The following is a 23,932-nucleotide window of genomic DNA, read 5'->3' as shown; positions in this document are numbered from 1 at the left end:
GCGGTCTGCATCCGGCACGCCGTGGCGCTGGCGCAGGCCGGCGAGGTGGCGGCGATCGTCACCGCGCCGATCCACAAGGAGGCGCTGGCCGCCGCCGGTGAGCCCTACCCGGGGCACACCGAGCTGCTGCAGGCCGAGGCCGGCGCCGGGCCGGTGCGCATGATGCTCGCGAACGACGAACTCAAGACCGTGCTGGTCAGCATCCACGTCTCGTTGCGCCGGGCGATCGACGCGGTGAGCACGGCGTCGGTGCTCGAGACGCTGCGCATCGCGCACGCCGCAGCGCGGCGCTGGGGCCAGGCGGCGCCTCGCATCGCCGTGGCCGGACTCAACCCGCACGCGGGCGAGGGCGGCTTGTTCGGCGACGAGGAACTGCGCGTCATCGCGCCGGCCATCGAGGCGGCGTGCCGCGAGGGCATCGACGCACGCGGGCCGTTCGCACCCGACACCGTGTTCATGCGCGCCCGCCACACGGCCGACCACCCGGGCGAGTTCGACATCGTGGTGGCGATGTACCACGACCAAGGGCTGATCCCGGTGAAGTACCTCGGGGTCGAGCGCGGCGTCAACGTGACGCTGGGACTGCCCTTCGTGCGCACCAGCCCCGATCACGGCACGGCGTTCGATCGGGCGGGCAGTGGCCGCGCCGACCCGTCCAGCCTGATCGCCGCCGGCCAGATGGCGCGCCGCCTCGCGGCTGGCTGACCGCCGGGCGCCTCAGAGACGGCTGCTGGTCGCCGTGCTGCGCGGGGCCGCACCGCCCAGCTGCGCCAGCTGCTTGCGGGCGCGCGCCGTCGCGCGCTCGATCAGCTCGGCCTGTTCGAAGGCGCGGAAGCGCTCGGTGTCGCACATGCGGGTGAGCATGCGCGAGGTCATCGAGATCGTCTTCTGGTGGGCCTTGCCGTGGGTGAACACGAAGAAGGCCCGGCCCGGGCTGATCCAGTTCAGGCGCACGCGCTGCCAGCGGCCCTCCACGTGCATGCGGTAGGCGATGCCGGTCTGCAGGTGGTGGATCAGCTGCGGGCCGTGCGTCGGCTCGGCGGGCTCGGGCGCCAGGGCCTCCAGCACCACATCGACCTCGCCGGCCTCCGCCTCGGCGGACGGACCGCCCTCGCCGAGGTCGATGTCCACCTGGCCGTCCCAGTCGACTGCGTTCTCGTCGACCAGGCCGATCTTCTCGGCCTCCTCGGCCGAGAAGGTCAGCGGCGCGGCATGTTCCTGCGGCGGCGGCAGTTCGGCATGCGCGCTCGGCGCGAGCTCGTCGGCGGTGGGGATCGAGACCTTCTCGACCTGGTCGAGGTAGTGCTTGAGCTGGCGCTGCTCGAAGTCAGTCGGCGGCGCGGTCTTCAGCGACGCGGCGTGCTCGGGCAGCAGCTTGCCGAAGAAGTCCTTCTTGGCGGGCTCCGGCCAGCGGATCAGCTCCAGGCCCTCGTTGAGGTCCTTCATCAGCTGCGGCAGCGCCATCAGAAAATGCTTGCGCAGCTGCGGCTCGCCCTTGGGCTGCACGCTGAGCGCCAGCTCGCGCGCTGCGCGGTTGGCGCGCTGCGCCAGCTCGGGCGAACCGAACGGGCCGGCCGCCTGCACCTGCACCTGGCTCCACACCTGCGCCAGGAAGTCGCGCACGAAGCCGGGCAGGGCAACCGGCTCCAGGTGCGACTTGAGCTCGCGCATGTAGCGCTGCTGGATGCGCAGCTGCGTTTCCTTGTTGTCGAGCAGCGTGGCGGCCGTCGCATGCGTGCCGACATCGCGCGCGCTCTGCTCCTGCACCAGCGCCTCGATCGCCTGCAGCTTGGACTCGTACAGGTCCATCTGGTCGAAGTCGCCCTCGACGATCTCCTGCACCAACGCGCGCACGCGCTCGATGAAGTCCTTGCCGGGGCCCTGGTCGAGGTCCTCGTAGGCCGCCGCCAGCGAGGCGATGCGGTTCACGAAACGCCGCACCGGGTGGCGCCGCGAGCTGAAGAAGCCCACGTCCTTCAGCGCCGCGCGCAGTACCGGCAGCTGCAGCCGTGCGATCTGGCGCGCCATCTGCGGCGGCACCTTGCTGTCCGACAGCACCTGGTCGAACAGTGCGCCGACCACGTCGATCACCATGTGGTCGAGCGTGCCGGACGAGGCCCGCATCAGCTCGTCGCGGTGCTGGCGGATCACGTTCACCGCCATCAGGCCCGCCAGCGGCGTGATGCCGGAGGGCCCCGAGACGCCGGACAAGGGGCCGGGGCGCGAACTGCCGGCGGGGAGGGGGGCGCCCCCCCGTGGGTCGGCGCCGAGGCCGGCCGTCTCGCCGGCCGTGGCGTTCACGACCACCAGGCGGCGCAGGATGTCGAGCATCTGCGCATCGTTGTTGTAGGCCGTGCCCGACGAATGCTCGGACGAGGTGCCCGGGCCGGTGGCGCGGCCGCCGGCCCCCGAGCCCGATCCGCCGCCGTAGCCGCCGCCCGGCATGCCCGATCCGCCGCCGGGGCTTCCGTAGCCGCTCCCGGTGCCGCCATAGCCGCGGCTGCCGGTGCTGCTCCCCGACCGGCTGCTGCCGAACCCGGACGGCGCGCCCGGTCCGGAAGGCAGGCCCAGCGCGCCGGCCCCCGAGGCCGCCTGCAGCGCCTGGGGCAGCGCGATGCCAAACAGCGTCTGCAGCATCTGCTCGGCCTGGACCAGGTCGCGTGCCGAGGCCTGGAAGGCCGAGCCATGGAAGCCCGAGGTCTGGTAGCCGGAGTTCTCGCGCAGCACCTCGCGTGGCAGGTCGTTGCCGGGACCCTGCACCGTCTTCACGGCCAGGCCGATCGGGCTGACGCCGCGCGCCTGCAGGTCGGCGATGATGCCGGCGTAGCAGGCCCGCATCGCCGTGGCCAGCGAGCGGCCGAACTCGGTGGCGAGCAGCCGGTGCGAGGCCGGATCGTCGTTCACGGCGTGGATCGCGCGGCGCAGCGCACGGCCGATGATCTCGGGGCGCAGCGGGTTGCGATCGGGGTCGGGTTCGCCGTGGCGCAGCAGGGCGGCCATGTAGCCGTCGAGCTCGCGCATCTCCCACTCGCACTCGTGCACGATCTGCATGCTCAGGCGCTCGGCCGAGACGCGCTCGTCCACCTCGTCGTCGCCGACCAGGCTCAGCGACTCCCACGAGGTGGTGGCCAGCGAGCGGGTCGAGCTGCGCGGCTCGGCGGCCTCGAGCACGCGGTCACGCAGGCCGGCGCTGAAGACCAGGGTGAAGTCGGGCAGCTTGCGGCGCAGGTCGAACTGCGTGCTCGCCATCAGCTGGCGGGTCGTGATGCTGGCGAACGAGGCCGACTGCGACGCGAGCGTCTCCACCAGTCGTTCGGCGGCGGCCGTGACGGTGGCCTGGATGCGCAGGCATGCCGCATTCAATGCGGCCTGGACGTTGGGGGCGGCGTTCACAGGGTCGGCAAGGAGGCGGGCGGGCCGGTGCCCCGGCAGCGCGCCCGCAGGCGGGTCACTTCTTCAGGGCATCGCGGATCTCGCGCAACAGCACGATGTCCTCGGCGGGGGGCGCAGGCGGGGCGGCCGGTTCGTCCTTCTTCAGTCGGTTGATCTGCTTGATCATCAGGAAAATGATGAAGGCGAGGATCGCGAAGTTCAGCGCCACCGTGATGAAGTTGCCATAGGCGAAGACCGCGCCGGCCTTCTTGGCCTCCGCGAGCGGCAGTCCGGCGGCCTGCCCTGCCAGTCCGACGTAGTAATTCGAGAAGTCGAGGCCGCCGAACAGCTTGCTGACGATCGGCATGATCAGGTCGCCGACGATCGAGTCGACGATCTTGCCGAAGGCGCCGCCGATGATCACGCCAACGGCCAGGTCGATCACATTGCCCTTGACGGCAAACTCCTTGAACTCGCTGAAGAACGACATGCACAGCCTCCTGAAGGTAGTAATGATGGTCGACCGGGGTGTCCGGCGCCTGTCGTGAGCGAGTATTCCCGAGGTTTGCGGCAAGTCAAGCCGAGCTGGCGCACGGCTTGCTGGAATCTTCGATGCCGATCCGGCCTCGGAACGGAGCAGTCTGTCGATTAGAATCGATGGTTGTTCAAGAATCAAAGCGCTAGCCCAAGGAATTCCATGAGTGAGCAGCAAGTCGATCACAGCAAGCGGACCTGGCTGATCGCCTCGTCCTGCGCCGGCGCCGTCGGCGGCATCGCGACCGCGGTGCCCTTCGTCTCCACCTTCCAGCCGTCGGAGCGCGCCCGCGCCGCCGGCGCCGCGGTGGAGGCCGACATCAGCGCGCTCAAGCCGGGCGAGAAGATGACGGTCGAGTGGCGCGGCAAGCCGGTCTGGATCCTGCGCCGCACGCCGGAACAGCTGGAGTCGCTGAAGAAGACCGACGCGCTGGTGGCCGACCCGAAGTCCGAGCGCAAGCCGGCCGAGGTCACGCCGATGGAGACCACCCGCAACGAGTGGCGCTCGATCAAGCCGGAGATCCTGGTCGTCGTCGGCATCTGCTCGCATCTGGGCTGTTCGCCGTCGGATCGCCTGGTGGCCGGTCCGCAACCCTCGCTGCCGGACGACTGGCAGGGCGGTTTCCTCTGCCCCTGCCACGGCTCGACCTTCGACATGGCCGGGCGGGTGTTCAAGAACAAGCCGGCGCCGGACAACCTCGAGGTGCCCCCCTACACCTTCCTGACCGACAGCAAGCTGCTGATCGGCGAGGCCAAGGCCTGAGCAGCGCGAGGACACCATGGCCGAATTCAAGACTGCCCCTGCCGACGCGCCCGTGGCGCAGAAGCTGATGACCTGGGTCGACAACCGCTTCCCGGCGACCAAGCTCTACAAAGAGCATCTTTCCGAGTACTACGCGCCGAAGAACTTCAACTTCTGGTACTTCTTCGGTTCGCTGGCGATGCTGGTGCTGGTGATCCAGATCGTCACCGGCATCTTCCTGGTGATGAACTACAAGCCCGACGCCAGCCTGGCCTTCGCGTCGGTCGAGTACATCATGCGCGACGTGCCCTGGGGCTGGCTGGTGCGCTACATGCACTCCACCGGTGCCTCGGCCTTCTTCGTCGTGGTCTATCTGCACATGTTCCGCGGCCTCATGTACGGCAGCTACCGCAAGCCGCGCGAGCTGGTGTGGATCTTCGGCTGCGCGATCTTCCTGTGCCTGATGGCCGAGGCCTTCATGGGCTACCTGCTGCCCTGGGGCCAGATGTCGTACTGGGGCGCCCAGGTGATCGTCAACCTGTTCGCCGCCGTGCCCTTCGTCGGCCCGGATCTGGCGCTGCTGATCCGCGGCGACTACGTGGTGAGCGACGCCACGCTGAATCGCTTCTTCAGCTTCCACGTCATCGCGGTGCCGCTGGTGCTGCTGGGCCTGGTGGCCGCGCACATCATCGCGCTGCACGAGGTCGGCTCGAACAACCCCGACGGTGTGGAGATCAAGCAGAAGAAGTGGCCGAACGGCACGCCGATGGACGGCATCCCCTTCCATCCGTACTACACGGTGCACGACATCCTGGGCGTCAGCGTGTTCCTGATGATCTTCAGCGCGATCATCTTCTTCGCGCCCGAGTTCGGCGGCTACTTCCTCGAGTACAACAACTTCATCCCGGCCGACCCCCTGAAGACCCCGGCGCACATCGCTCCGGTGTGGTACTTCACACCGTACTACTCGATGCTGCGCGCGACCACCGACTTCATGGTCAATGTGCTCGCGGTGCTGATCGCCGCCGGCGCGGTACTGGCGGTGCTCAAGGGCAAGTTCGGCGGCGGCGCGAAGATTGCCGTGCTGGTCGGCGGGCTCGTCGCGATCGCGCTGCTGAAGACCTTCGACGCCAAGTTCTGGGGCGTGGTCGTGATGGGCGGTGCGGTCGTGATCCTGTTCTTCCTGCCCTGGCTGGACCACAGCCCGGTCAAGTCGATCCGCTACCGCCCGGACTGGCACAAGTACGTCTACGGCCTGTTCGTGCTGTTCTTCTTCATCCTCGGCTACCTGGGCATCCAGGCGCCGACCGACATCGGCACGCTGGTGTCGCAGATCGGCACGCTGTTCTACTTCGGCTTCTTCCTGCTGATGCCGTGGTGGAGCCAGCTCGGCACGTTCAAGCCGGTGCCCGATCGCGTGACCTTCGCCGCCCACTGAGCCTGCAGGAGCCCGAGAACATGAAGAAGCTGATCGCCCTGCTGCTGGCCGCATGTGCCTTCGCCGGCACGGCCCGCGCGTCCGAAGGCGGCATCGCCTGGGACAAGTTCCCCCAGAACAAGATGACCGACGTGGCGTCGCTGCAGCATGGCGCCAAGCTGTTCGTCAACTACTGCCTCAACTGCCACTCGGCTGCCTACATGCGCTACAACCGGCTGCAGGAGATCGGCCTGAGCGAAGCGCAGATCAAGGGCAACCTGCTGTTCGCGACCGACAAGGTCGGCGAGACGATGAAGATCGCACTCGATCCCAAGCACGCCAAGGAATGGTTCGGCGGCGTGCCGCCTGATCTGACCGTGATCGCGCGGTCGCGGGCCGGTGCGGGTGGATCGGGTGCCGACTACCTGTACACCTACCTGCGCAGCTACTACCGCGACGACACCAAGGCCACCGGCTGGAACAACATGGTCTTCCCGAGCGTCGGCATGCCGCACGTGCTGTGGGAACTGCAGGGACAGCGGACCGCGAAGTTCGTCGAGGAAGCCGATCCGCACGACGCCAGCAAGAAGCTGCACCGCTTCGCTGGCTACGAGCAACTGACCCCCGGCAAGCTGAGCCCGCTGGCCTACGACGACGCCGTCGGCGACCTGGTGGCTTACCTGCAATGGATGGGTGAGCCGGCGCAGAACCAGCGCAAGCGACTCGGCGTGTGGGTGCTGCTGTTCCTCGGCGTGTTCACCATCATCGCCTGGCGGCTGAATGCGGCCTACTGGAAAGATGTGAAGTAAGTGACCCGCAGGCCGGGGCGCAGCAGGCGCCCATCGGTCTGTGACGGCGTGAGCGGAGCGGGATGCATGCATCCGCTCCGCTTGCGTTTTTTCTGATGGCCCCCGAAGAACCTAGGAGCCCGCCGCCATGATGGTGCTTTACTCCGGAACGACCGACCCCTACTCGCACCGCTGCCGTTTCGTGCTGTTCGAGAAGGGCATGGATTTCGAGATCCGCGATGTCGACCTGTTCGCGAAACCCGAAGACATCGCGCTGATGAACCCGTACAACGAGGTGCCCATCCTCGTCGAACGGGACCTCATCCTGTACGAGTCGCACATCATCAACGAGTACATCGACGAGCGCTTCCCGCACCCGCAGTTGATGCCGGGCGACCCGGTGGCGCGTGCGCGCGTGCGGCTGTTCCTGTTCAATTTCGAGAAGGAACTGTTCGCGCACGTGAACCTGCTCGAAGGCCGCAGCGGCGTGAAGGCCACCGACAAGCAGCTCGAGAAGGCGCGCAGCCAGATCCGCGATCGCCTCACGCAGCTCGCGCCGATCTTCCTGAAGAACAAGTACATGCTCGGCGACGACTTCTCGATGCTCGACGTCGCGATCGCGCCGCTGCTGTGGCGCCTGGACTACTACGCAATCGACCTGTCGAAGAACGCGCTGCCGCTGCTGAAGTACGCCGAGCGCATCTTCTCGCGCCCGGCCTACATCGAGGCGCTGACGCCGTCCGAGAAGGTGATGCGCAAGTAGATCGCGCGGCAGGCAGGAGCGCCACGATGACGATCCCCGTCACGCCGGACACGCAGGGCGCCTCGACGCGCCCCTACCTGATCCGCGCGCTGCACGACTGGTGCACCGACAACGGCTTCACGCCCTATCTCGCGGTGTACGTGGACGGCTCGGTGCAGGTGCCGGCCGAATACGTCAAGAACAACGAGATCGTGCTGAACGCCAGCTTCGAGGCTACCAGCGGCCTGCAGCTCGGCAACGACTTCATCAGCTTCAAGGCGCGCTTCGGCGGCACCGCCCGCGAGATCGTCGTGCCGATCGACCACGTGATCGCCATCTACGCGCGCGAGAACGGGCAGGGCATGGCCTTTCCCGCGCCGCCGGTCGGCGGCGCGGAGCCCCCCCCGCCCACCGAGGGCAACAGCAGTGCTGCAGAGGCCGCGGCCGCGCCTCGCGGCCTCCGGCTGGCCGAGACGCCGGCCGCAGATCCGTCGCCCGGGGACGAGGGCGCACGCGCGGCCGACGAAGACGAGCCCACGCCGCCCGAGCCGCCCGGTAGCGGCCGTCCCTCGCTCAAGCGCGTCAAGTAAAAGCAGCGCCGGCCGCAGACAGCGGCGCAGTGCGCGCCGCCCAGGCACCCCTCCTACAATCCTCACGGCACGCCGGCTTAGCTCAGTTGGTAGAGCACCCGCCTTGTAAGCGGAAGGTCTTCGGTTCGATTCCGAAAGCCGGCACCACCCTCCCGCGGCACCGCGGTATCAGAGCGCGCGGTCCGGCATCCACAGCGTGAACCGGGCCCCGCGTCCGATCTCCGACACGACGGTCAGCCGCCCGCCCATCAGTTCGGCCAGCCCACGCGAAAGCGCCAGCCCCAGGCCCGTGCCGCCGTGCTCGGTCGACACGCGGTCGTTGCCTTGCCGGAAGCGCTCGAAGATCACGTCGTGGAGGTCCGGGGCGATGCCCGGGCCGGTGTCGACGACATGCAGCTGCAGCTGGCGCTCCGCGTGCGTCACTTCGATCCGGACCTGGCCCTGCGAGGTGAACTTGATCGCATTGGACAGCAGGTTGTTCAGGATCTGTTTCAGCCGCAGTTCGTCGCCGACCACGCTGTCCGGCGTGCCATCGGCCACCTGCAGCTGCAGCTCCAGCCCCTTGTCGGCGGCCGACACGGCGAAGAAGTCGAACACGCCGCGCACCAGAGGGCGGATCTCCACGTCAACGGCATCCACACGCATCGCCCCGGCTTCCACCTTCGCGAAGTCCAGGATCTCCGTCAGCAGCGCGTTCAGGTTCTCCGCGGAACGGCGGATCATGCCGGCCTGTTCCCTGAACTTCTGCTGCTCGAGCCGCTTCTCCATCAGCTCTGCGAAGCCGCGGATGCTGGTGAGCGGCGTGCGCAGCTCGTGCGAGATCGCGGCCAGGAACTCGGTCTTGGCCTGGTTGGCCGACTGTGCCCGCGCCTCGCTGGCGGCCAGCGCGAGGTTGGTCGCCTCGAGGCGCCGGACGCTCGACAGGAAGAGGACGGTGGCGGCCATGACGGCGGCACTGAACAGGGCGGCGAGGAACAGCGTGGTGTTGCGCATCGCGCGCCATTCCGCCAGCGACTCCTCGGTGGACGAGGACACCAGCACGTACAGCGGGTAGTCGTCGATGCGTCGGTAGCCGACGATCCGCTCGACACCGTCCACCGTGCTCACGCCGATGTAGTCGCCCGACCGGCCGACGTCGGCGCGAGCCATGGGGCTCGTGGGGCCGATCCGGCCGCCCATGCCGACGCTGGTGTCCCCGACCACGCGGGCGCGAATCACCAGATCGGCGCCGGTCATGGTCACGCCGCCCTGCCGGCCCAGCGTCACGCTGCGGTAGAGGTTCTCGAAGTAACTGGGGTCGAGCGACGCGACGACCACGCCCCGCAACTCACCGCCTGGACCATCGATGCGCCGCGACAGCTGCACCGTCCACCGACCCGACACCTTGCCGAGCACGGGCTTGCCGATGAAAAGCCCGTTCGCGTGGAGCTGCTGCTGCAACTTGGGTGCCGCCTGAGGCGCGAGATGGACGCGCACATGCTCGCGCTCCGACAGGTCGACAGGGCCTGTTTTGCGCCCATCGGGGTCGAGATTGCTCCCGACGAACCTGCCGTCGGGCGCGATCAGCGAGAGCTGCACCAGGATGGAAGGCGCCAGGCCGGTCTCGTTGGCGAACTGGGCGATGTCGGACAGCGCATCGTCGCCGGTGCGCACCGCATCGCGCATCCGGAGGGTCGCCTGGTCGATCGTGGCGATCACACGAACCGTCTGTTCCTCGAGCGCGCGGGCCAGGTTGGCGTTGTGCGTCGCCTGCGTTTCCAGTGCCTGCAGCCGCTCGGTGTGCAGCACGCCCAGCACGGCCAACCAGAAGATCAGCAGGATCGACGCGGCGCCGACGGCGGCCTTCCGGCTGAGGGACCATGCAGGAAGGTTCACGGTTCAGGCTCCTCCGCGAGTCTCAGAACGATTCCCAGTCGTCGGTTCCCGTGCGCGCCACGGTCTGCACTGCAGCCGTGCGGGGACCCGCGGGCGGCTGGCCGAAGGCAGGGCGCGTCACGTTGGTTGCGCGGCCCGGGCCTCGGCGATCCGGCAGGAGCGGCGCGGCCTTGGTCTGTTGCGCTGCGGTCGTGCGGCTCTCGCGGGCCGGCGCGCTGTCTTGGTCCGGAAGACGGAAACCCGACATGGCGGAAACGAGCTGCTGGGCCTGCTGCTTCAGGCTTTCGGCGGCTGCGGCACTTTCCTCGACCAGCGCGGCGTTCTGTTGCGTCACCTGATCCATCTGCGTCACGGCCTCGGCCACCTGCGCGATGCCGGACGACTGTTCCTGGCTGGCGGAGCTGATCTCGCCCATGATGTCGGTCACGCGGCGGATCGACTGCATGATCTCCGTCATCGAGGCCCCGGCCTGCGCCACGAGTGCGCTGCCCTGGTCGACGCGTTCGGCATTGGCGGTGATCAGCGCCTTGATCTGCTTGGCTGCGTCGGCGCTGCGCTGGGCCAGCGTGCGCACCTCGGTGGCCACGACGGCGAAGCCACGACCCTGTTCGCCGGCTCGCGCGGCCTCCACCGCCGCATTCAGGGCGAGAATGTTGGTCTGGAAGGCAATGCCGTCGATCACGCCGATGATGTCCACGATCTGGCGCGAGGCCGCGTCGATTTCCTTCATCTTGTCGACCACCTCCCCGACGATCGCGCCGCCCTTGCCGGCGTCGTCGTTGGCGCTGCGGGCGAGCTGATTGGCCTGGGCGGCGTTGTCGGCGTTCTGCTTGACGGTACTCTGGATCTCTTCCATCGACGCGGCGGTTTCCTCCAGCGCGGACGCCTGTTCCTCGGTGCGGCTGCTGAGGTCGTGGTTGCCCTGGGAGATCTGCACGCTTGCAGTTGCCAAGCTGTCGGCGTTCTGCCGCACGGTGCCGACCACGCCGATCAGGCTGTCCTGCATGCGTCGCATCGCGGCGAGCAGCCGGCCGACTTCGTCTTCCGAATGCACGACGACCTGCCCGCTGAGATCGCCTTCGGCCACGCGGTCGGCAACGGCGACGGCCCGGGCCAGCGGCCCGACGATGCTCCGGATCAGCCAGAACGAGGCCGCAAGCGCGCCCAGCACGGCCACACCGAGCGACAGGAACAGGCCGTTGCGTGCCGCGAGGTAGCCGCGTTCGGCCTGTTTCGTGGCGAGCGCAGCTCCTTCGTGGTTCATGTCGCTGAGCTTGTCCAGGACCTGGCTCGCCGAATCGAAGAGCTTGAGCGCCTCGCCTTCGAGGAGAGCCTTGGCCTGCTGGTTCTCGTTGGCCCGGGAGTGCGCGAGGACCTGAACGTTGAGCGCCAGGTAACGCGACCAATAGGTGGAGAACGTGTCGTAGAGCCGCCGCTCTCCGTCGTCACTGATCAGCGGGAGGTAGACCGCCCGGTTCCGTTCGAGGTCCTCCAGGACGGCCTTCTGCGCGCTCTCGATCCGATCCATGGCGGCGGGATCGGTGTTCAGGACATGCTCCATCTGCGCGATCCGGAAATCCGACGTGTTGGTGTTGAGCTTGTTGATCACCTCGACCGACGGCAGCCAGTTGCCACTGATCTCCTCGGTGCTGTGGTGCATGGTGGACATCTGCAGCAGGCTGAAGCCGGCCAGCGCCAGCATCAGTGCGAGCAGCAGGCCGAAGGCAGCGGACAGCTTCAGCTTGATGGGCAGGTCGTTCAGGGCTTTCATGGGGCGGGTCTCCTCGGTCGCCGGATGTAGGCAGGGGCGGGTCAGTGCGTCGGGTGGGTCGAGGCGACCAGTCCCCCGCAGCACGTCGAAAGGGCGTCGACGTCGATCAGGACGAGCATTCGCGCCGCAACCGTGGCCACGCCGGTGAAGAACTTCGCGTCGGCCAGGCCGTTCATCGCCGGCAGCGAGTGCAACTCGTCGGCACCGACGCGAACGACATCCGAGACGGTGTCGGCGATGACGCCCAGGGTGCTGTCGCCGAGGGTCAGCACCACGATGACCGTGGTGTCGCCGAAGCGAGGCGACTCGATGCCGACCAGCGTGCGCAGGTCCAGCACCGGCACGATCTCGCCGCGCAGGTCGAGCACGCCGCGCAGCGAAGCCGGTGCGTTCGCGATGTGGGTCGGTGCCTCGTAGCGGCGGATCTCCTGCACGCGCAGCAGATCGACGCCGTAGTCCTGCGAACCCAGCGTGAAGCTGAGGAACTCGCCGGGCCTGGCGGGCCGGCACGGCACCGCGACCTCGCGTCTGGCGATGCTGGTCGGGGCATCGAGATTCATTCGACGCTCCTGATACGGAGAATTTGATTCATTTGATTCACCATAAAGTGATACAAATGTATATCAACGCCGAAAGAATTTCGTTTTTATCAAATATGAAAATGCGTGAAATATCACGGCACGCGCGCTCACGAGCGTGGCCGGGTTGCGGCTGGCTGCGGCTACGCCGCTGGCGTGTCGGTGAGCAGGGCGATCTGTTCGCGCAGCCTGATCCAGGCAGGACGGGCAGCCGACCCGTCGTCGGCGGCGGCGTGGTCCTCCAACTCGCGAGCCGCCTGCGAGGCGGCGTGATGACCCAGCGTCAGCAGCACCGATTTCAGGCTGTGGGCAATGCGCCGCAGCTGAGCGGTGTCCTCGGATCGGCAGGCGGTATCCCCCTGCCGCAGGTCTTCGGTGAACTGTGCCAGGCAGCTGGCTCGGAAGGCTCGGTACAGGTCGGCGTTGCCACCGAAGTGCCGGTCGATGGCGGCGGCGGAGGCGGCCTCGGCGGCCGTGACGCCGACGGCGGGCACGAGGGCTGCGGGGGCCTCGTCGCGGAGCGCGTCGGTCACGCAGGCCGCGAGGTCTGCCACCGAAACCGGCTTGGACAGCAGGCGCCACACGCCCAGCCCTTCGAGGCGTTGGCGCACGGCCACGGTCAGGCCGGCGCTGAAGACGGCCACGCGTGCCGCCCCCTTCAGCCCGGGTTCGCGATGCAGGCGCTCGAGCAGCGACTGGCCCGATTCGCCGGGCAGCATCAGGTCCGTGATCAGCAGGCGCGCCGGCCCGGCCTGCAGCGCCGCCATCGCCGAAGGGACGTCGACGCAGGCCACGAGATCGAGGTCGAGGTCCTCCAGCGCGAGGGCCACGAAGCGCCGCAGGGAGGCATCGTCCTCGACCAGGATGACGCGCCGGGTGCTCATGTGGCGTCCCCGGCTCAGGCCGGCAGGAGCGACCGGCTCAGGGCCTGAGTCAACAGCGGCGGCAGATCCATGACCAGCCGCGGCTTGTGCACCACCGGCACGCCGGACAGGGCGAAGGCGTAGGGGTCGCGCTGGTCGGCGTCGAGCGAGGTCACGACGATCAGCTGGCCGTGGAAGAGCTCGGGCTGCGCGCGCAGGCTGGTGATCAGCGTCGCGCCATCGATGCCGGGCAGCAGGATGTCGACGACCAGGACTTCCGGCTGCAGGCGGCCGTAGAGGATGAGGCCGGCGACGCCGTCGTCGGCCACGTGGAGCTCGACGTCCGGGAACTGCTGGCGCACCAGCAGGGCGACGAGGTTCTGGAAGTGCTTGGAGTCCTCGATCAGCAGCACGCGCCGTGGCCGGGCCGGCTCCCCGGACGAGCGCGGCGGCTCATCCGGTGCTGAGGTGGCCTGGGGCAGCCCGCTGCGCGAGGCCAGCCAGCGATCGACCGATGCGCGCGAGATGCGGCGATGCCCCCCCGGAGTCTTCCACGCCTCGAGCTCGCCCCGATCCACCATCAACTGGACCGAGCGCACGGCCAGCCCGAGACGCTGCGCCACTTCCAGGGTCGTGAAGTGCTCGCCGGCGAGGGCTGCGGTTGTGGAGGAATTCATTTGCGCAATTTTGCCGATTTCTGGGGATCGATGGGCAATGGATCGAGGTTCGGATTTGAAGTGATAAAAATGAGTTTTATGATAGAGGCACTTTGCAGCCTGACCCCGACATGAAGAAGATCCTGATCGTCGAAGACCATGCGGACATCCGCAAGCTGATCCGCATGACGCTGGAGTTCGAGCACTGCGAGATCCACGAGGCGAATGCGGCGCCGGTCGGCGTGGCGGCGGCGCTGCAGCTGCGGCCCGATGTGGTGTTGCTCGACGTGATGATGCCCGGCGAGTACGACGGCCTGGAGGCCTGCCGCCGCATCAAGGCCGAACCCAGCCTGGCGCATACCAAGGTCATGCTGCTGACCGCGCGCGGCCAGAGCCAGGACCGGGACGCCGGAGCGCAGGCGGGAGCCGATGCCTACCTCCTCAAACCCTTCAGTCCGCTGCAACTGATCGAGACGATCGACTGCCTGCAGCTGCCTGAAATCAACGCCCATGATCTCCTATCCCTTGTCCGCCCGTCCCGTCTCCCAGCCCGTCGCGCCGCGTCGTGGCTACAGCTTCGAGGCCGCCGCGGCCGCCCAGATGGAACGCATCGTCGCCGACCTGGGGCGCATGTACCAGGAACGAAACGAAGCGCTGCAGGAGGTCACCCGCGCGCACCACGAGGCGCTGCTGCACCTGTCGCTGGCCTCCGACTTCCGGGACGACGACACCGGCGTGCACATCGTCCGCATCGGCTACCTGGCCGAGGCGCTTGCGCTCATGCTGGGCGAGGACGACAAGTTCGCGACGATGATGCGCAAGGCGGCGCCGATGCATGACGTGGGCAAGATCGGCATCCCGGACGAGGTGCTGAAGAAGCCCGGGCCCTTGACGCCTGCGGAGCGCGAGATCATGAACCGGCATGCCAGCATCGGTGCCGAGATCCTCGGGCGCTCCCGGGTCGCGCTGTTCCAACTGGCCGCCGAGGTGGCCCGGACCCACCACGAACGCTACAACGGCAGCGGTTATCCGGCCGGGCTGCGCGGCGAGGACATTCCGCTTTCGGGTCGCATCGTCGCAGTCGTCGACTACTTTGATGCACTGACGATGCGCCGCTGCTACCGCCCTGCCTTCAGCGACGAGCGTGCGCTGGAGATGCTGACGGAGCAGCGTGGCGCGATGTTCGATCCGCGCATCGTCGATGTCTTCCTGGAAAATGCAGCGGAACTGATCGAGCTTCGAGACCGCGTGAACCGCACCCAGCCCGGCTTCGCGGAGTTGGTGGGCGCCTGAGCGCCGCGGCGTCGCCGACGCGGACGGGCGCGCGACGGCCTGCCGAACCCAGAGGAGCGTCCCGATGAGGTCCGTCCGAGCCTTCCTGTCCCTGCCGGCGCTTGGCGGCGCGGTGCTGGTGCTGCTCACGAGCCTTCTCCCGACGGCGCACGCCGGGCCGGTGCTCGATCGGGTCCGGTCGGGTGGCGTGGTGCGCGTCTGCATCTGGCCCGACTACTACGGCATCACCTTCCGCCACCCGCGCACCCGTCAGCTGGACGGCATCGACATCGACCTGTCGGCCGCGCTCGGGGCCGACCTGCGGGCCGGGGTGCAGTACGTGGAGTCGTCCTTCGAGACGCTTGTCGACGATCTCCAGGCCGACCGGTGCGACGTGGCCATGTTCGCGGTCGGGCGCACGCCGCAGCGCATGGCGCAGCTTCGCTTCACGCAGCCCTATCTCCAGAGCGGCATCTACGGCATCACCACCAAGGGCCACCCCGCCGTGCGGACGTGGAGCGACATCGATCAGCCGGGCGTGCTGGTCGGCGTGCAGGCCGGGACGTTCATGGAGCCGGCGATGGAGGGGTTCCTCCGTCACGCGCGGCTGGTCGTGGTCAAGCCGCCCGCCTCGCGGGAGCGGGAGCTGGGGGCGGGCCGTATCGACGTCTTCATGACCGACTACGCCTACAGCCGACGCCTGCTGGATAACGCCGACTGGGCGCGCCTGATGACCCCGCCGCAGCCCTTGTTCGTGCTGCCCTACGCCTACGCGGTGCGGCCCGGGGACGAGGACTGGCTGAACGCGCTCGACGCCTTCGTCGGACGCATCAAGGCCGATGGCCGGCTGAGGAAGGCCGCCGGCCGGCATGGCCTCGACGCGATCGTGGTCGACCGATGAGTTGGCTCGCCATGGAGCCTCGCAAGTCGGGGGACGCGACCGGCGAGCTCCGCGCGCACTGGTCGCCGGGCCGTGTCGTGTTCGCCGGCACCGCGCTGATGGTGACCCTGTTCGTGGCTGCGCTCGCGGGCATCGGCTGGTACGAGCATCGCGAGGCCGTCGAGGGACGCATCGATCGAGGCGCGCTGCTGGCACGTGTGCTCGACGACCACGCCACCAGCACGCTGGAAACAGCCTCGGTGGCGCTGACCGCCCTGGCCGAACTGATCGGTGTGGCCGACCTTCCCGCCGACCCCACTCGCCTGAACAGCCCCTTGACCCAGGCGCTGGTGGGCCTGCCGTTCATGCGCAGCATTGCGCTGCTCGACATGGACGGCCGCGTGCTGGCCAGCTCGGTGGGGTCGGATGTCGGACGCACCATCGAACTCGAGGCGCTCGGCAGCCTGCCCACGCAGAGCGAGGACACGGTCGGTCCCTTCGTGGCGGGGCGCCATCTGGCCGACGTGCGCCGCCCGAGCGGGGCGGTGAGCGGTATCGGATTCGTTCCCGTCCTGCACAAGGTACCGATGCCGGGAGGTCGGGAACTGCTGCTGGTCGGCCTGGTCAACCCGGGCGCGTTCTCCAACTACCAGTCGCAGACCATCTCCCGGGCCGGGGACGTTGCCGTGCTGGCGCTGCTCGACGGTCGCGTCATCGCCAGCGCGGGCGACCTGTCCGTCGTGCCGATCAGCGGCGCGACGCACCCCGTGTTCCGCGAACACCTGGACACGCGCGACCACGACAGCTACGTGGGGGCGGGCTTCGGGCCGGGCCGCCGCATCGTGGCCTTCCGTGCCTCGGGCAGCCGGCCACTGGTCACCATCGTCGAGCAGTCCTACGCGCGGACCGTCGAGGACTGGCTGCTCGCGATGCGCTGGATCGCGCTCATCGGCGCCTTCGGGCTGGCGCTGCTTGTCGTCACCGCAGCGACCGTCTGGCGCAGCCTGCGCGCGCGCGAAGCCGCACGTCGGCAGCGCGAAGCCGTCCAGGCACGGGCGGTCCGGCACGAACGCGAACTCACGGTGCTGATCAAGAGTGTGCAGGAGCTGATCTTCCGCACCGACGCCCAGGGAGCCATCACCTTCGTCAACGCGCGCTGGTCGGCCGTCAGCGGGGAATCGGCGGACCAGGCACTGGGCCGCCGATTGCACGACCTCGTCGACGACGAACAGCGCGCCGAGGTCGATGCCCTGTTTGCGCCCGACGGCGCGTCGGGGCTGCGCACGGCCCAGCTGACGCTGCGCGCCGCCGACGGTCGGGAGCATCGCTTCCAGGTCGCCGTGGCGCCGCTGCTCGTGCAGGGCCGCATCGCAGGCTTTGCCGGCAGCGCGGTCGACGTGACCGAGCGCTGGGCCGCGAAGCAGCGCCTGCAGGCGCAGCTGGCCTTCACCGGCCTGCTGCTGGAGATCAGCCCCGTGCCCGTGTCGATGACGGACGCCGAGGGCCGCATCACCACCGTGAACCAGACCTGGGAAGAATTCTTCGGCTGCTCGCGAGCCGACGTGGTCGGCCGGCCGGCGGTCGACCTGCTTCAAAGCGGCGAGGCCGGGTTGCATGCCGAGCATGATCGTCGACTGATGCGTGGGGGCGGGCGGGTGCGCTTCGAGGCAAAGATCGCGCATGGAGACGGCTCGCTGCGCGACGTGGTGGTCACGAAGGTGCTGGTCCCGAACGACAGGGGTGATCCGCTGGGCATCCTGACCACGGTGATGGACGTCAGCGAGTTCCGGGAAGCCGAACGCGCGACGCGGGATGCGCGCAACGTCGCCGAGGAGGCGTCGCGTACGAAGTCCGAGTTCATCGCCAACATCAGCCACGAGCTGCGCACACCGCTGCAGTCCATCCTCGGCTTCTCGGAGCTCGGTCTCATGCGGGGCCGGCACGACGAGCGACTGGCGGCGATGTTCCAGGACATCCATGCGTCCGGTGAACGCATGCTGGCGCTGGTGAACGACCTGCTCGATGTCTCCAAGATCGAAAGCGCGGTCGGGACCTTCCACCTCGAGCGCACCGACCTGCGTGGCCTGATCCGCAGCGTGGCGGCCGAACTCGATCCCCTGCTGCAGCGCGCACAACTGAGGCTGCATGTCGAGCTGTCGGAGGCCCCGTTGCTGGCCAGGGTCGATCCCCTGCGCTTCCAGCAGGTGGTCCGCAACGTCCTGGCGAACGCGATCAAGTTCTCGCCGACCGGGCAGAGCATCGATGTCTTCGGGCACGCCACGCCGAACGGCGAGATCCACCTGCGTGTCCGCGATCACGGGCCGGGCATACCGCCCGCGGAACTCGACGCCATCTTCGATGCCTTCGTGCAGTCCAGTGCCACGAAGAACGGTGCCGGCGGCACCGGCCTGGGCCTCGCCATCTGCCGCAAGATCGTCGAGGCGCACGGTGGGCGCATCAGAGCCTCCAACGCGACGGACGGGGGCGGCGTGTTCGACATCCATTTCCCCGCGCGGCCGTCGGCGGAGACGCAGTCCATGCCGATCGACGAGGCCTGACGCGGCCGGCCGGAAGCCGGCGTCGGTCGTTGCAGGGCGCAGGGTGCGCTGGCAGGGTAATCCGCGGGCACGGGCGGGCGGCGACGCCCCTAAAGTGGCCGCTTCATCGTTCCGGAGGAGACCCATGCAAGTGCTGCTTCACGCCCATCTACGCAAGCCCGACCGCATGTCGAACCAGGAGTTCTTCGGCGCCTGGAAGCAGGAGTCGGCGGCGGTGGCGGCCGGCGTCGCGGCCGGTGTGATCCAGAAGGTCTGGAAGGTGCCGGGGCGCTACGAGGTGGTGGCGATCGTGGAGGTGGAGTCGGTCGAGCAGATCGACGCGCTGACGCACAACCTGCCGCTGTTCAAGCTCGGCTACGACTTCATGTGCGACTTCCAGTGGACGCTGCTCGGGTCCTACGAGGAGTGGTCGCAGCGCCTGGAAGTCCTGGCCGCCGGGTAGCCGCGGCTCACGACACCTGCTGGTAGTACAGGTTCTGCGGGTGGCGGGCCTGGGCGAAGAAGAACCAGCGCTCGGCCACCAGCCCCGGCGCCTGCACCAGCAGCGCCAGCCACCACACGGCGGCCGGGCCACCGAGCAGGCCCCAGGCCAGCAGCAGCGACGGCAGCGCGAAGCCGAGCACCAGGAAGGCGAGCTTGGTCTGCCGCATCGCGGCCAGCCCCACGCCATGGAAGAACTCGCGGGTGTTGAACGAGCCCGCCGACATGCCCATCGACTTCTGCACCAGTTGCGGCGCGCGGATGCCGGTGGCCGACTGCAGCGTCGACTTCGGCTTCAGCGCGGCATTGCGGCGCAACGCCAGCGTGCGCGTGAACCAGGCGGCCAGCGTCGCGATCAGCGCCCAGGGCGCCACGGCGCGCAGCAGTGCGGCCTCGCCGTAGCCGGCCGCCAGCGCGCAGGCCAGCACCAGCCCCGACGACAGGCCGATCAGCGTGTAGTTCACCAGCGTCAGCGGGTGGGCCCACTCCTGGATGAAGCGCACGCAGGCGTAGATCATCGCCGTGCAGTACCAGAGCACGGCCGCGCCGACCAGCGCCGCCACCGGGAGCAGCGTCGCCCACGGCGTGACGACGCCCCATCGAAGCGCCAGCCACCACACCGCCACGATGCCGATGAAGGCCGGCAGCACGATCACCTCGCGCGACATCCACGAGGTGCGCCACATCAGCACCGCGCGCCAGGCCCGTTCGGGCCGGCCCAGGTGCAGGAAGGAGGCGCCCAGGCCGAGCAGCAGCAGCACGCCGGCCAGCAGCAGCGCCGCGCTCAGGAAGCCGACGGACGGTGCCGGGCCGAGCAGCACCGCCAGGGCGAGCGCCACCACCAGGCCCTGCGCGACGCCGGCCAGCGTGGTGAAGAAGACGATCGAGAACGCGGGGTGCATGCGTCGCCCCCGCTCAATGCGCCGTGCCGGCGGGTCCGGGCGCGCCGTCGGGCTGCTGCCCGGCCACCTCGGTGATGCGGCGCGGCAGGTACTGGTTGGCCGGCTGCGTTTCCCACTCCGGCATCAGCGCGTAGCCACCGCGTTCGCGGATCGCCCTGGACACATCGGAGTCCGGGTCCTTCACGTCACCGAACAGGCGCGCACCGGTCGGGCAGGCCATCACGCACGCCGGCCGGCGATCGGCCTTCGGCAACCGCTCGTCGTAGATGCGGTCCACGCACAGCGTGCACTTGGTCATCACCTGCCGTTCCTCGTCGAGCTCGCGTGCGCCGTAGGGGCAGGCCCAGGAGCAGTACTTGCACCCGATGCACTTGTCGTAGTCGACCAGCACGATGCCGTCTTCCTTGCGCTTGTAGCTCGCGCCGGTGGGACACACCGGAACGCAGGGCGGTTCCTCGCAGTGCAGGCAGCTCTTGGGGAAGTGCACGGTGTCGGTGCCGGGGAAGACGCCGGCCTCGTAGGTCTGCACGCGGTTGAAGAAGGTGCCGGTCGGGCTGGCCGCGTAGGCGTTCTCGTCGGCCAGCGGACCGGCCGAGCCGGACGTGTTCCATTGCTTGCAGGCGGTGACGCAGGCGTGGCAGCCGACGCAGACGTTGAGATCGATCACCAGCGCCAGTTGCTTGGCCAGCGTCTCCGGCGGTTCGTCGCCGTCACCGCGGCGCGCCGAGGGCGTGTCGCTCCGCCGGGCCGGGGCCTCGGCGACGAGCTCGGACTTCATCAGGTCTTTCAGCCACTGGATCATGATGTCTTGCGCCCCGCGAAATAGGTCAGCACCCGCGACGTCGTGCCGCGCACCCCGGGGGGTGCCGGCGTCGCCTTCACCTGCGGGAAGGTCTCCGCGGGCTCCTCGGGCGCCGCCGGGCGGATGCGCACCCGCACGTCGTACCAGCCGGCCTGCCCGGTGATCGGATCGGAGTTGCTGATCGTTCCCGCGGCACCGCCCGGGCCGCGCAGCGGCAACTCCTCGGAGATCAGGTGATTGAGCAGGAAGCCCTTGCGCGACTCGTCGGCGCCGGGCGCGAGCTGCCAGGCGCCGTCGGCCTTGCCGATCGCGTTCCAGGTCCACACGGTGCCGGGCTCCACCGCCTCGCTGTAGCGCAGCATGCAGCGCAGCTTGCCCCACTGGCTCTCGACCCAGCACCAGCCGCCGTCGGCGATGCCCGCGGCCTGCGCGGTGAGCGGGTTGACCTGCAGGTAGTTGTGGCTGTGGATCTGGCGCAGCCAGGCGTTCTGCGAATCCCAGGAGTGGTACATCGCCATCGGCCGCTGCGTGATCGCGTTGAGCGGGTAGGCGGCCTCGTCGGTGGCCGCGTACTCGAGCGGCGGATACCAGAACGGCAGCGGATCGAAATAGGTCGCGATGCGTTCGCGCAGGTGCTCGGGCGGCTGGCGGCCCGGGGTCTTGCCCTGCGCCGCGAGCCGGAAGCTCTGCAGCGTGTCGGAGTACAGCGCCAGCTGCACCGGGTCGTTGCGCTGGCGCCAGCCGTGCTCCTTCGCGAAGTCGAGGTAGCCGCGGTTCCAGTTGCGCATGTACTGCATGTCCTTGGGCAGGTGGTACTGGAAGACGCAGTTGTTCTTCTCGTACATCTCCCACTGCTTCGGATTGGGTGCGCCGCGCAGGTGCTTGTCGCCGTGCTCGCCGCGCCATCCCATCAGGAAGCCGATGCCGGGCTGCGGCTCGAACTTCACCACGAAGTCCGGGTAGCCGGTGAACTTGCGCCCGCCCTCGGCGGTGGTGAAGGCCGGGAACTTGAGTCGCGAGGCCAGTTCGATCAGCACCTCCTGGAACGGCTTGCACTGGCCGGTCGGCGGCAGCACCGGCACGCGCACCGAATCGACAGGGCCGTCGAACTCCGAGATCGGCCGGTCGAGCATGCTCATCACGTCATGGCGCTCGAGGTAGGTGGTGTCGGGCAGCACCAGGTCGGCGAACGCCACCATCTCGCTCTGGAAGGCGTCGCACACCACGAGGAAGGGGATCTTGAACTCGCCGTCGTCGGCCTTCGCATTGAGCATCTCGCGCACGGCCATGGTGTTCATGGTCGAGTTCCAGGCCATGTTGGCCATGAAGATCAGCAGCGTGTCGATGCGGTAGGGATCACCCTTGGTGGCGTTGGTGATCACGTTGTGCATCAGGCCGTGCGCCGAGAGCGGGTGCTCCCACGAGAACGCGTGGTCGATGCGGATCGGCGAGCCGTCGGGGTTGATCGCCAGCTCGTCGGGGCTGGCCGGGAAGCCCAGCGGCGCCGCGTTGAGCGGCGTGTTGGGCTTGATCATCTCCGGCGAGTTGAACGCGCGGTAGTTGGGAACGATGTGGCGCGGGTAGGGCGCCTTGTGGCGAAAGCCGCCGGGCGCGTCGATCGTGCCCAGCACGCTCATCAGTACCGCCAGCGCACGCACCGTCTGGAAGCCGTTGGAGTGCGCCGCCAGGCCGCGCATCGCATGGAAGGCGACCGGGCGTGCGCTCGTGGTCGGGTGCTGCTTGCCCCAGGCGTCGGTCCAGGGAATCGGCAGCTCGAAGGCCTGCTGCAGCGCTGTCTCTCCCAGCTCGCGCGCCAGCTTGCGGATGCGCTCGGCCGGGATGCCGGTGATCTGCGACGCCCACTCCGGCGTGCAGGTGGCCACGCGCTCGCGCAGCAGCTCGAACGACGGCGCGACGCGCGTGCCGTCGGCCAGCCGGTAATGACCTTCCAGCGCCGGCTCGCAGCCCTCGGCGATGCCCTCGGGGTAGGCCGCCTTCACGCTGCCGCTGGCGAGGTCCCACACCAGCTTGTTGTGCGGGTTGCGGCCGTCGCCTGGCGGGCCCGCTGCCGGATCGAAGGCGAACAGGCCCTCGCGCTCGCCGTCCTCCAGCACCACCAGCTGCGGCGCGTTGGTGTAGCGCTGCAGGAAGGGCCGGTCGATCAGATCGGACGCGATCAGCTCGTGCAGCAGCGCCATGAACAGGGCGCCGTCGGTGCCCGGCTTGATCGGGATCCACTCGTCGGCGATCGCCGAGTAGCCGGTGCGCACCGGGTTGATCGAGATGAAGCGTCCGCCGGCGCGCTTGAACTTGCTCAGCGCGATCTTCATCGGGTTGCTGTGGTGGTCCTCGGCGGTGCCGATCATCACGAACAGCCTGGCGTGGTCGAGGTCGGGGCCGCCGAACTCCCAGAACGAGCCGCCGATCGTGTAGATCATGCCGGCGGCCATGTTCACCGAGCAGAAGCCACCGTGTGCCGCGTAGTTGGGCGTGCCGAACTGGCGCGCGAACAGGCCGGTGAGCGCCTGCATCTGGTCGCGACCGGTGAACAGCGCGAACTTCTTCGGGTCGGTGGAGCGGATCTTCTGCAGCCGCTCGGTGAGCATCTCGAACGCGAGGTCCCAGCTGATGGGCTCGAACTCGCCGGCGCCGCGGTCGCTGCCTTTCTTGCGCAGCAGCGGCTGCGTGAGCCGTGCCGGCGAGACCTGCTTCATGATCCCCGACGAGCCCTTGGCGCAGATCACGCCCTGGTTGATCGGGTGTGCGGGGTTGCCGTCGATGTAGCGCACCTCCGGGCCGTTCTCGCCCTGCCGCAGGTGCACGCGGATGCCGCAGCGGCACGCGCACATGTAGCAGGTGGTGCACTTGACCTCGGTGGGCGCGGCCGGCAGCGGCGGCGCGAGCGGGTCGTGGATCGGATCGCTGGAGAGGAACTTGAACACCGTCCGGTCCCGGGTTGGCTGAGGGCTGCGATCGATGGTAGTGACGTGAACTCAAAGGAAAAAGCGGAGAATATTGCTCACGATGATCGATAAATCAGATCAAAAGAAAAGGCGCCCGGCGCGCGCCGCCGTGGCGGTCGACGGCTCGCCGCCGCTGCTGCCCGCGCG

The 23,932-nt window shown here is 68.7% G+C and carries 20 protein-coding genes, 1 tRNA gene and 1 pseudogene; 12 read left to right on the top strand and 10 right to left on the bottom strand.

Going from position 1 to position 23,932, the window contains the following annotated elements:
* The coding region (gene pdxA, locus Y694_RS10920) for a 4-hydroxythreonine-4-phosphate dehydrogenase PdxA (RefSeq protein ID WP_036232366.1) at positions 1–705 on the top strand (705 nt) is incomplete at its 5' end.
* 12 nt (positions 706–717) lie between these two features.
* Here pdxA and Y694_RS10915 read toward each other — a convergent pair.
* On the bottom strand, positions 718–3,393 hold the full coding sequence (locus tag Y694_RS10915; RefSeq protein WP_036232349.1) for a DUF1631 family protein: 2,676 nt from the start codon (positions 3,391–3,393) through the stop codon (positions 718–720).
* 55 nt (positions 3,394–3,448) lie between these two features.
* Complete coding sequence (gene mscL / locus Y694_RS10910; protein ID WP_011828448.1) at positions 3,449–3,862, bottom strand: large conductance mechanosensitive channel protein MscL; 414 nt, start codon at positions 3,860–3,862, stop codon at positions 3,449–3,451.
* 207 nt (positions 3,863–4,069) lie between these two features.
* Between mscL and petA the strand changes: the two genes are divergently transcribed.
* The 6 genes from petA to Y694_RS10880 all read left to right on the top strand — a co-directional run bounded on the left by petA (position 4,070) and on the right by Y694_RS10880 (position 8,332).
* Positions 4,070–4,669 (top strand): ubiquinol-cytochrome c reductase iron-sulfur subunit, encoded by a 600-nt coding sequence (gene petA / locus Y694_RS10905; protein ID WP_011828449.1) that lies wholly within the window; start codon positions 4,070–4,072, stop codon positions 4,667–4,669.
* A gap of 16 nt (positions 4,670–4,685) precedes the next feature.
* Complete coding sequence (locus Y694_RS10900; protein ID WP_036232348.1) at positions 4,686–6,086, top strand: cytochrome bc complex cytochrome b subunit; 1,401 nt, start codon at positions 4,686–4,688, stop codon at positions 6,084–6,086.
* Between the two features lie 20 nt (positions 6,087–6,106).
* Positions 6,107–6,874, top strand: a complete 768-nt coding sequence (locus Y694_RS10895; RefSeq protein ID WP_036232345.1) for a cytochrome c1 — start codon at positions 6,107–6,109, stop codon at positions 6,872–6,874.
* Between the two features lie 127 nt (positions 6,875–7,001).
* Entirely contained in the window at positions 7,002–7,616 is a 615-nt protein-coding gene (locus tag Y694_RS10890) for a glutathione S-transferase N-terminal domain-containing protein (protein WP_011828452.1), read from the top strand.
* A gap of 26 nt (positions 7,617–7,642) precedes the next feature.
* Positions 7,643–8,185: a ClpXP protease specificity-enhancing factor gene (locus Y694_RS10885; protein ID WP_051495709.1), complete on the top strand. Its 543-nt coding sequence runs from the start codon at positions 7,643–7,645 to the stop codon at positions 8,183–8,185.
* Between the two features lie 71 nt (positions 8,186–8,256).
* Positions 8,257–8,332: transfer RNA gene (locus Y694_RS10880), tRNA-Thr, on the top strand.
* A gap of 21 nt (positions 8,333–8,353) precedes the next feature.
* On the opposite strand, the gene Y694_RS10875 is transcribed toward Y694_RS10880, so the two are convergent.
* From Y694_RS10875 to Y694_RS10855, 5 genes are all read right to left on the bottom strand, one after another.
* On the bottom strand, positions 8,354–10,060 hold the full coding sequence (locus Y694_RS10875; protein WP_051495708.1) for an ATP-binding protein: 1,707 nt from the start codon (positions 10,058–10,060) through the stop codon (positions 8,354–8,356).
* A gap of 22 nt (positions 10,061–10,082) precedes the next feature.
* The gene (locus Y694_RS26740) at positions 10,083–11,831 is read right to left on the bottom strand and encodes a methyl-accepting chemotaxis protein (RefSeq protein ID WP_036232343.1); all 1,749 of its coding nucleotides are present in this window, start codon (positions 11,829–11,831) and stop codon (positions 10,083–10,085) included.
* A gap of 41 nt (positions 11,832–11,872) precedes the next feature.
* Positions 11,873–12,391, bottom strand: coding sequence for a chemotaxis protein CheW (locus Y694_RS10865; protein WP_051495707.1), 519 nt, complete (start codon positions 12,389–12,391; stop codon positions 11,873–11,875).
* A gap of 161 nt (positions 12,392–12,552) precedes the next feature.
* Complete coding sequence (locus Y694_RS10860) at positions 12,553–13,293, bottom strand: response regulator (protein ID WP_036232341.1); 741 nt, start codon at positions 13,291–13,293, stop codon at positions 12,553–12,555.
* A 14-nt stretch (positions 13,294–13,307) separates the two neighbouring features.
* Positions 13,308–13,949 carry an excisionase family DNA-binding protein gene (locus Y694_RS10855; protein ID WP_036232338.1) on the bottom strand — a complete coding sequence of 214 codons (642 nt, stop codon included), beginning with the start codon at positions 13,947–13,949 and terminating at the stop codon, positions 13,308–13,310.
* A gap of 110 nt (positions 13,950–14,059) precedes the next feature.
* Here Y694_RS10855 and Y694_RS23345 point away from each other — a divergent pair.
* The 5 genes and pseudogenes from Y694_RS23345 to Y694_RS10830 form a co-directional block, all read left to right on the top strand.
* Positions 14,060–14,416 (top strand): annotated as a pseudogene (locus tag Y694_RS23345) (response regulator transcription factor); the annotation flags it as partial.
* Between the two features lie 37 nt (positions 14,417–14,453).
* The gene (locus tag Y694_RS10845) at positions 14,454–15,221 is read left to right on the top strand and encodes an HD domain-containing phosphohydrolase (protein WP_036232358.1); all 768 of its coding nucleotides are present in this window, start codon (positions 14,454–14,456) and stop codon (positions 15,219–15,221) included.
* Positions 15,222–15,285: 64 nt separating this feature from the next.
* The gene (locus tag Y694_RS10840; RefSeq protein WP_051495706.1) at positions 15,286–16,101 is read left to right on the top strand and encodes an ABC transporter substrate-binding protein; all 816 of its coding nucleotides are present in this window, start codon (positions 15,286–15,288) and stop codon (positions 16,099–16,101) included.
* On the top strand, positions 16,098–18,638 hold the full coding sequence (locus Y694_RS10835) for a PAS domain S-box protein (protein ID WP_081771297.1): 2,541 nt from the start codon (positions 16,098–16,100) through the stop codon (positions 18,636–18,638). The genes Y694_RS10840 and Y694_RS10835 overlap by 4 nt, the downstream gene beginning before the upstream one ends.
* 124 nt (positions 18,639–18,762) lie before the next feature.
* Positions 18,763–19,080 (top strand): muconolactone Delta-isomerase, encoded by a 318-nt coding sequence (locus Y694_RS10830; protein WP_011828457.1) that lies wholly within the window; start codon positions 18,763–18,765, stop codon positions 19,078–19,080.
* 7 nt (positions 19,081–19,087) lie between these two features.
* Here Y694_RS10830 and Y694_RS10825 read toward each other — a convergent pair whose 3' ends face one another.
* Genes Y694_RS10825 through Y694_RS10815 form a run of 3 tightly spaced genes read right to left on the bottom strand, consistent with a single transcriptional unit; the run spans position 19,088 to position 23,764 of the window.
* Positions 19,088–20,020, bottom strand: a complete 933-nt coding sequence (locus Y694_RS10825) for a DmsC/YnfH family molybdoenzyme membrane anchor subunit (RefSeq protein ID WP_036232335.1) — start codon at positions 20,018–20,020, stop codon at positions 19,088–19,090.
* Between the two features lie 13 nt (positions 20,021–20,033).
* Positions 20,034–20,822 (bottom strand): 4Fe-4S dicluster domain-containing protein, encoded by a 789-nt coding sequence (locus tag Y694_RS10820; RefSeq protein WP_231497634.1) that lies wholly within the window; start codon positions 20,820–20,822, stop codon positions 20,034–20,036.
* Positions 20,819–23,764, bottom strand: a complete 2,946-nt coding sequence (locus tag Y694_RS10815) for a molybdopterin oxidoreductase family protein (RefSeq protein WP_036232332.1) — start codon at positions 23,762–23,764, stop codon at positions 20,819–20,821. The genes Y694_RS10820 and Y694_RS10815 overlap by 4 nt, the downstream gene beginning before the upstream one ends.
* Positions 23,765–23,932 lie beyond the last annotated feature (168 nt).

Origin of the sequence: Methylibium sp. T29-B (assembly GCF_000576225.1) — a bacterium.
GTDB classification, from domain to species: Bacteria; Pseudomonadota; Gammaproteobacteria; order Burkholderiales; family Burkholderiaceae_C; genus Methylibium; species Methylibium petroleiphilum.
This window is presented reverse-complemented; position numbering and strand designations above follow the sequence as displayed.

Coding starts and splice junctions, on each gene's coding strand:
- Y694_RS10860 (WP_036232341.1), bottom strand. CDS start 13,293: ATGAGCACCCGGCGCGTCATCCTGGTCGAGGACGATGCCTCCCTGCGG.
- Y694_RS10885 (WP_051495709.1), top strand. CDS start 7,643: ATGACGATCCCCGTCACGCCGGACACGCAGGGCGCCTCGACGCGCCCC.
- Y694_RS10830 (WP_011828457.1), top strand. CDS start 18,763: ATGCAAGTGCTGCTTCACGCCCATCTACGCAAGCCCGACCGCATGTCG.
- Y694_RS10825 (WP_036232335.1), bottom strand. CDS start 20,020: ATGCACCCCGCGTTCTCGATCGTCTTCTTCACCACGCTGGCCGGCGTC.
- Y694_RS26740 (WP_036232343.1), bottom strand. CDS start 11,831: ATGAAAGCCCTGAACGACCTGCCCATCAAGCTGAAGCTGTCCGCTGCC.
- Y694_RS10820 (WP_231497634.1), bottom strand. CDS start 20,822: ATGATCCAGTGGCTGAAAGACCTGATGAAGTCCGAGCTCGTCGCCGAG.
- mscL (WP_011828448.1), bottom strand. CDS start 3,862: ATGTCGTTCTTCAGCGAGTTCAAGGAGTTTGCCGTCAAGGGCAATGTG.
- Y694_RS10840 (WP_051495706.1), top strand. CDS start 15,286: ATGAGGTCCGTCCGAGCCTTCCTGTCCCTGCCGGCGCTTGGCGGCGCG.
- Y694_RS10855 (WP_036232338.1), bottom strand. CDS start 13,949: ATGAATTCCTCCACAACCGCAGCCCTCGCCGGCGAGCACTTCACGACC.
- petA (WP_011828449.1), top strand. CDS start 4,070: ATGAGTGAGCAGCAAGTCGATCACAGCAAGCGGACCTGGCTGATCGCC.
- Y694_RS10890 (WP_011828452.1), top strand. CDS start 7,002: ATGATGGTGCTTTACTCCGGAACGACCGACCCCTACTCGCACCGCTGC.
- Y694_RS10900 (WP_036232348.1), top strand. CDS start 4,686: ATGGCCGAATTCAAGACTGCCCCTGCCGACGCGCCCGTGGCGCAGAAG.
- Y694_RS10865 (WP_051495707.1), bottom strand. CDS start 12,391: ATGAATCTCGATGCCCCGACCAGCATCGCCAGACGCGAGGTCGCGGTG.
- Y694_RS10835 (WP_081771297.1), top strand. CDS start 16,098: ATGAGTTGGCTCGCCATGGAGCCTCGCAAGTCGGGGGACGCGACCGGC.
- Y694_RS10895 (WP_036232345.1), top strand. CDS start 6,107: ATGAAGAAGCTGATCGCCCTGCTGCTGGCCGCATGTGCCTTCGCCGGC.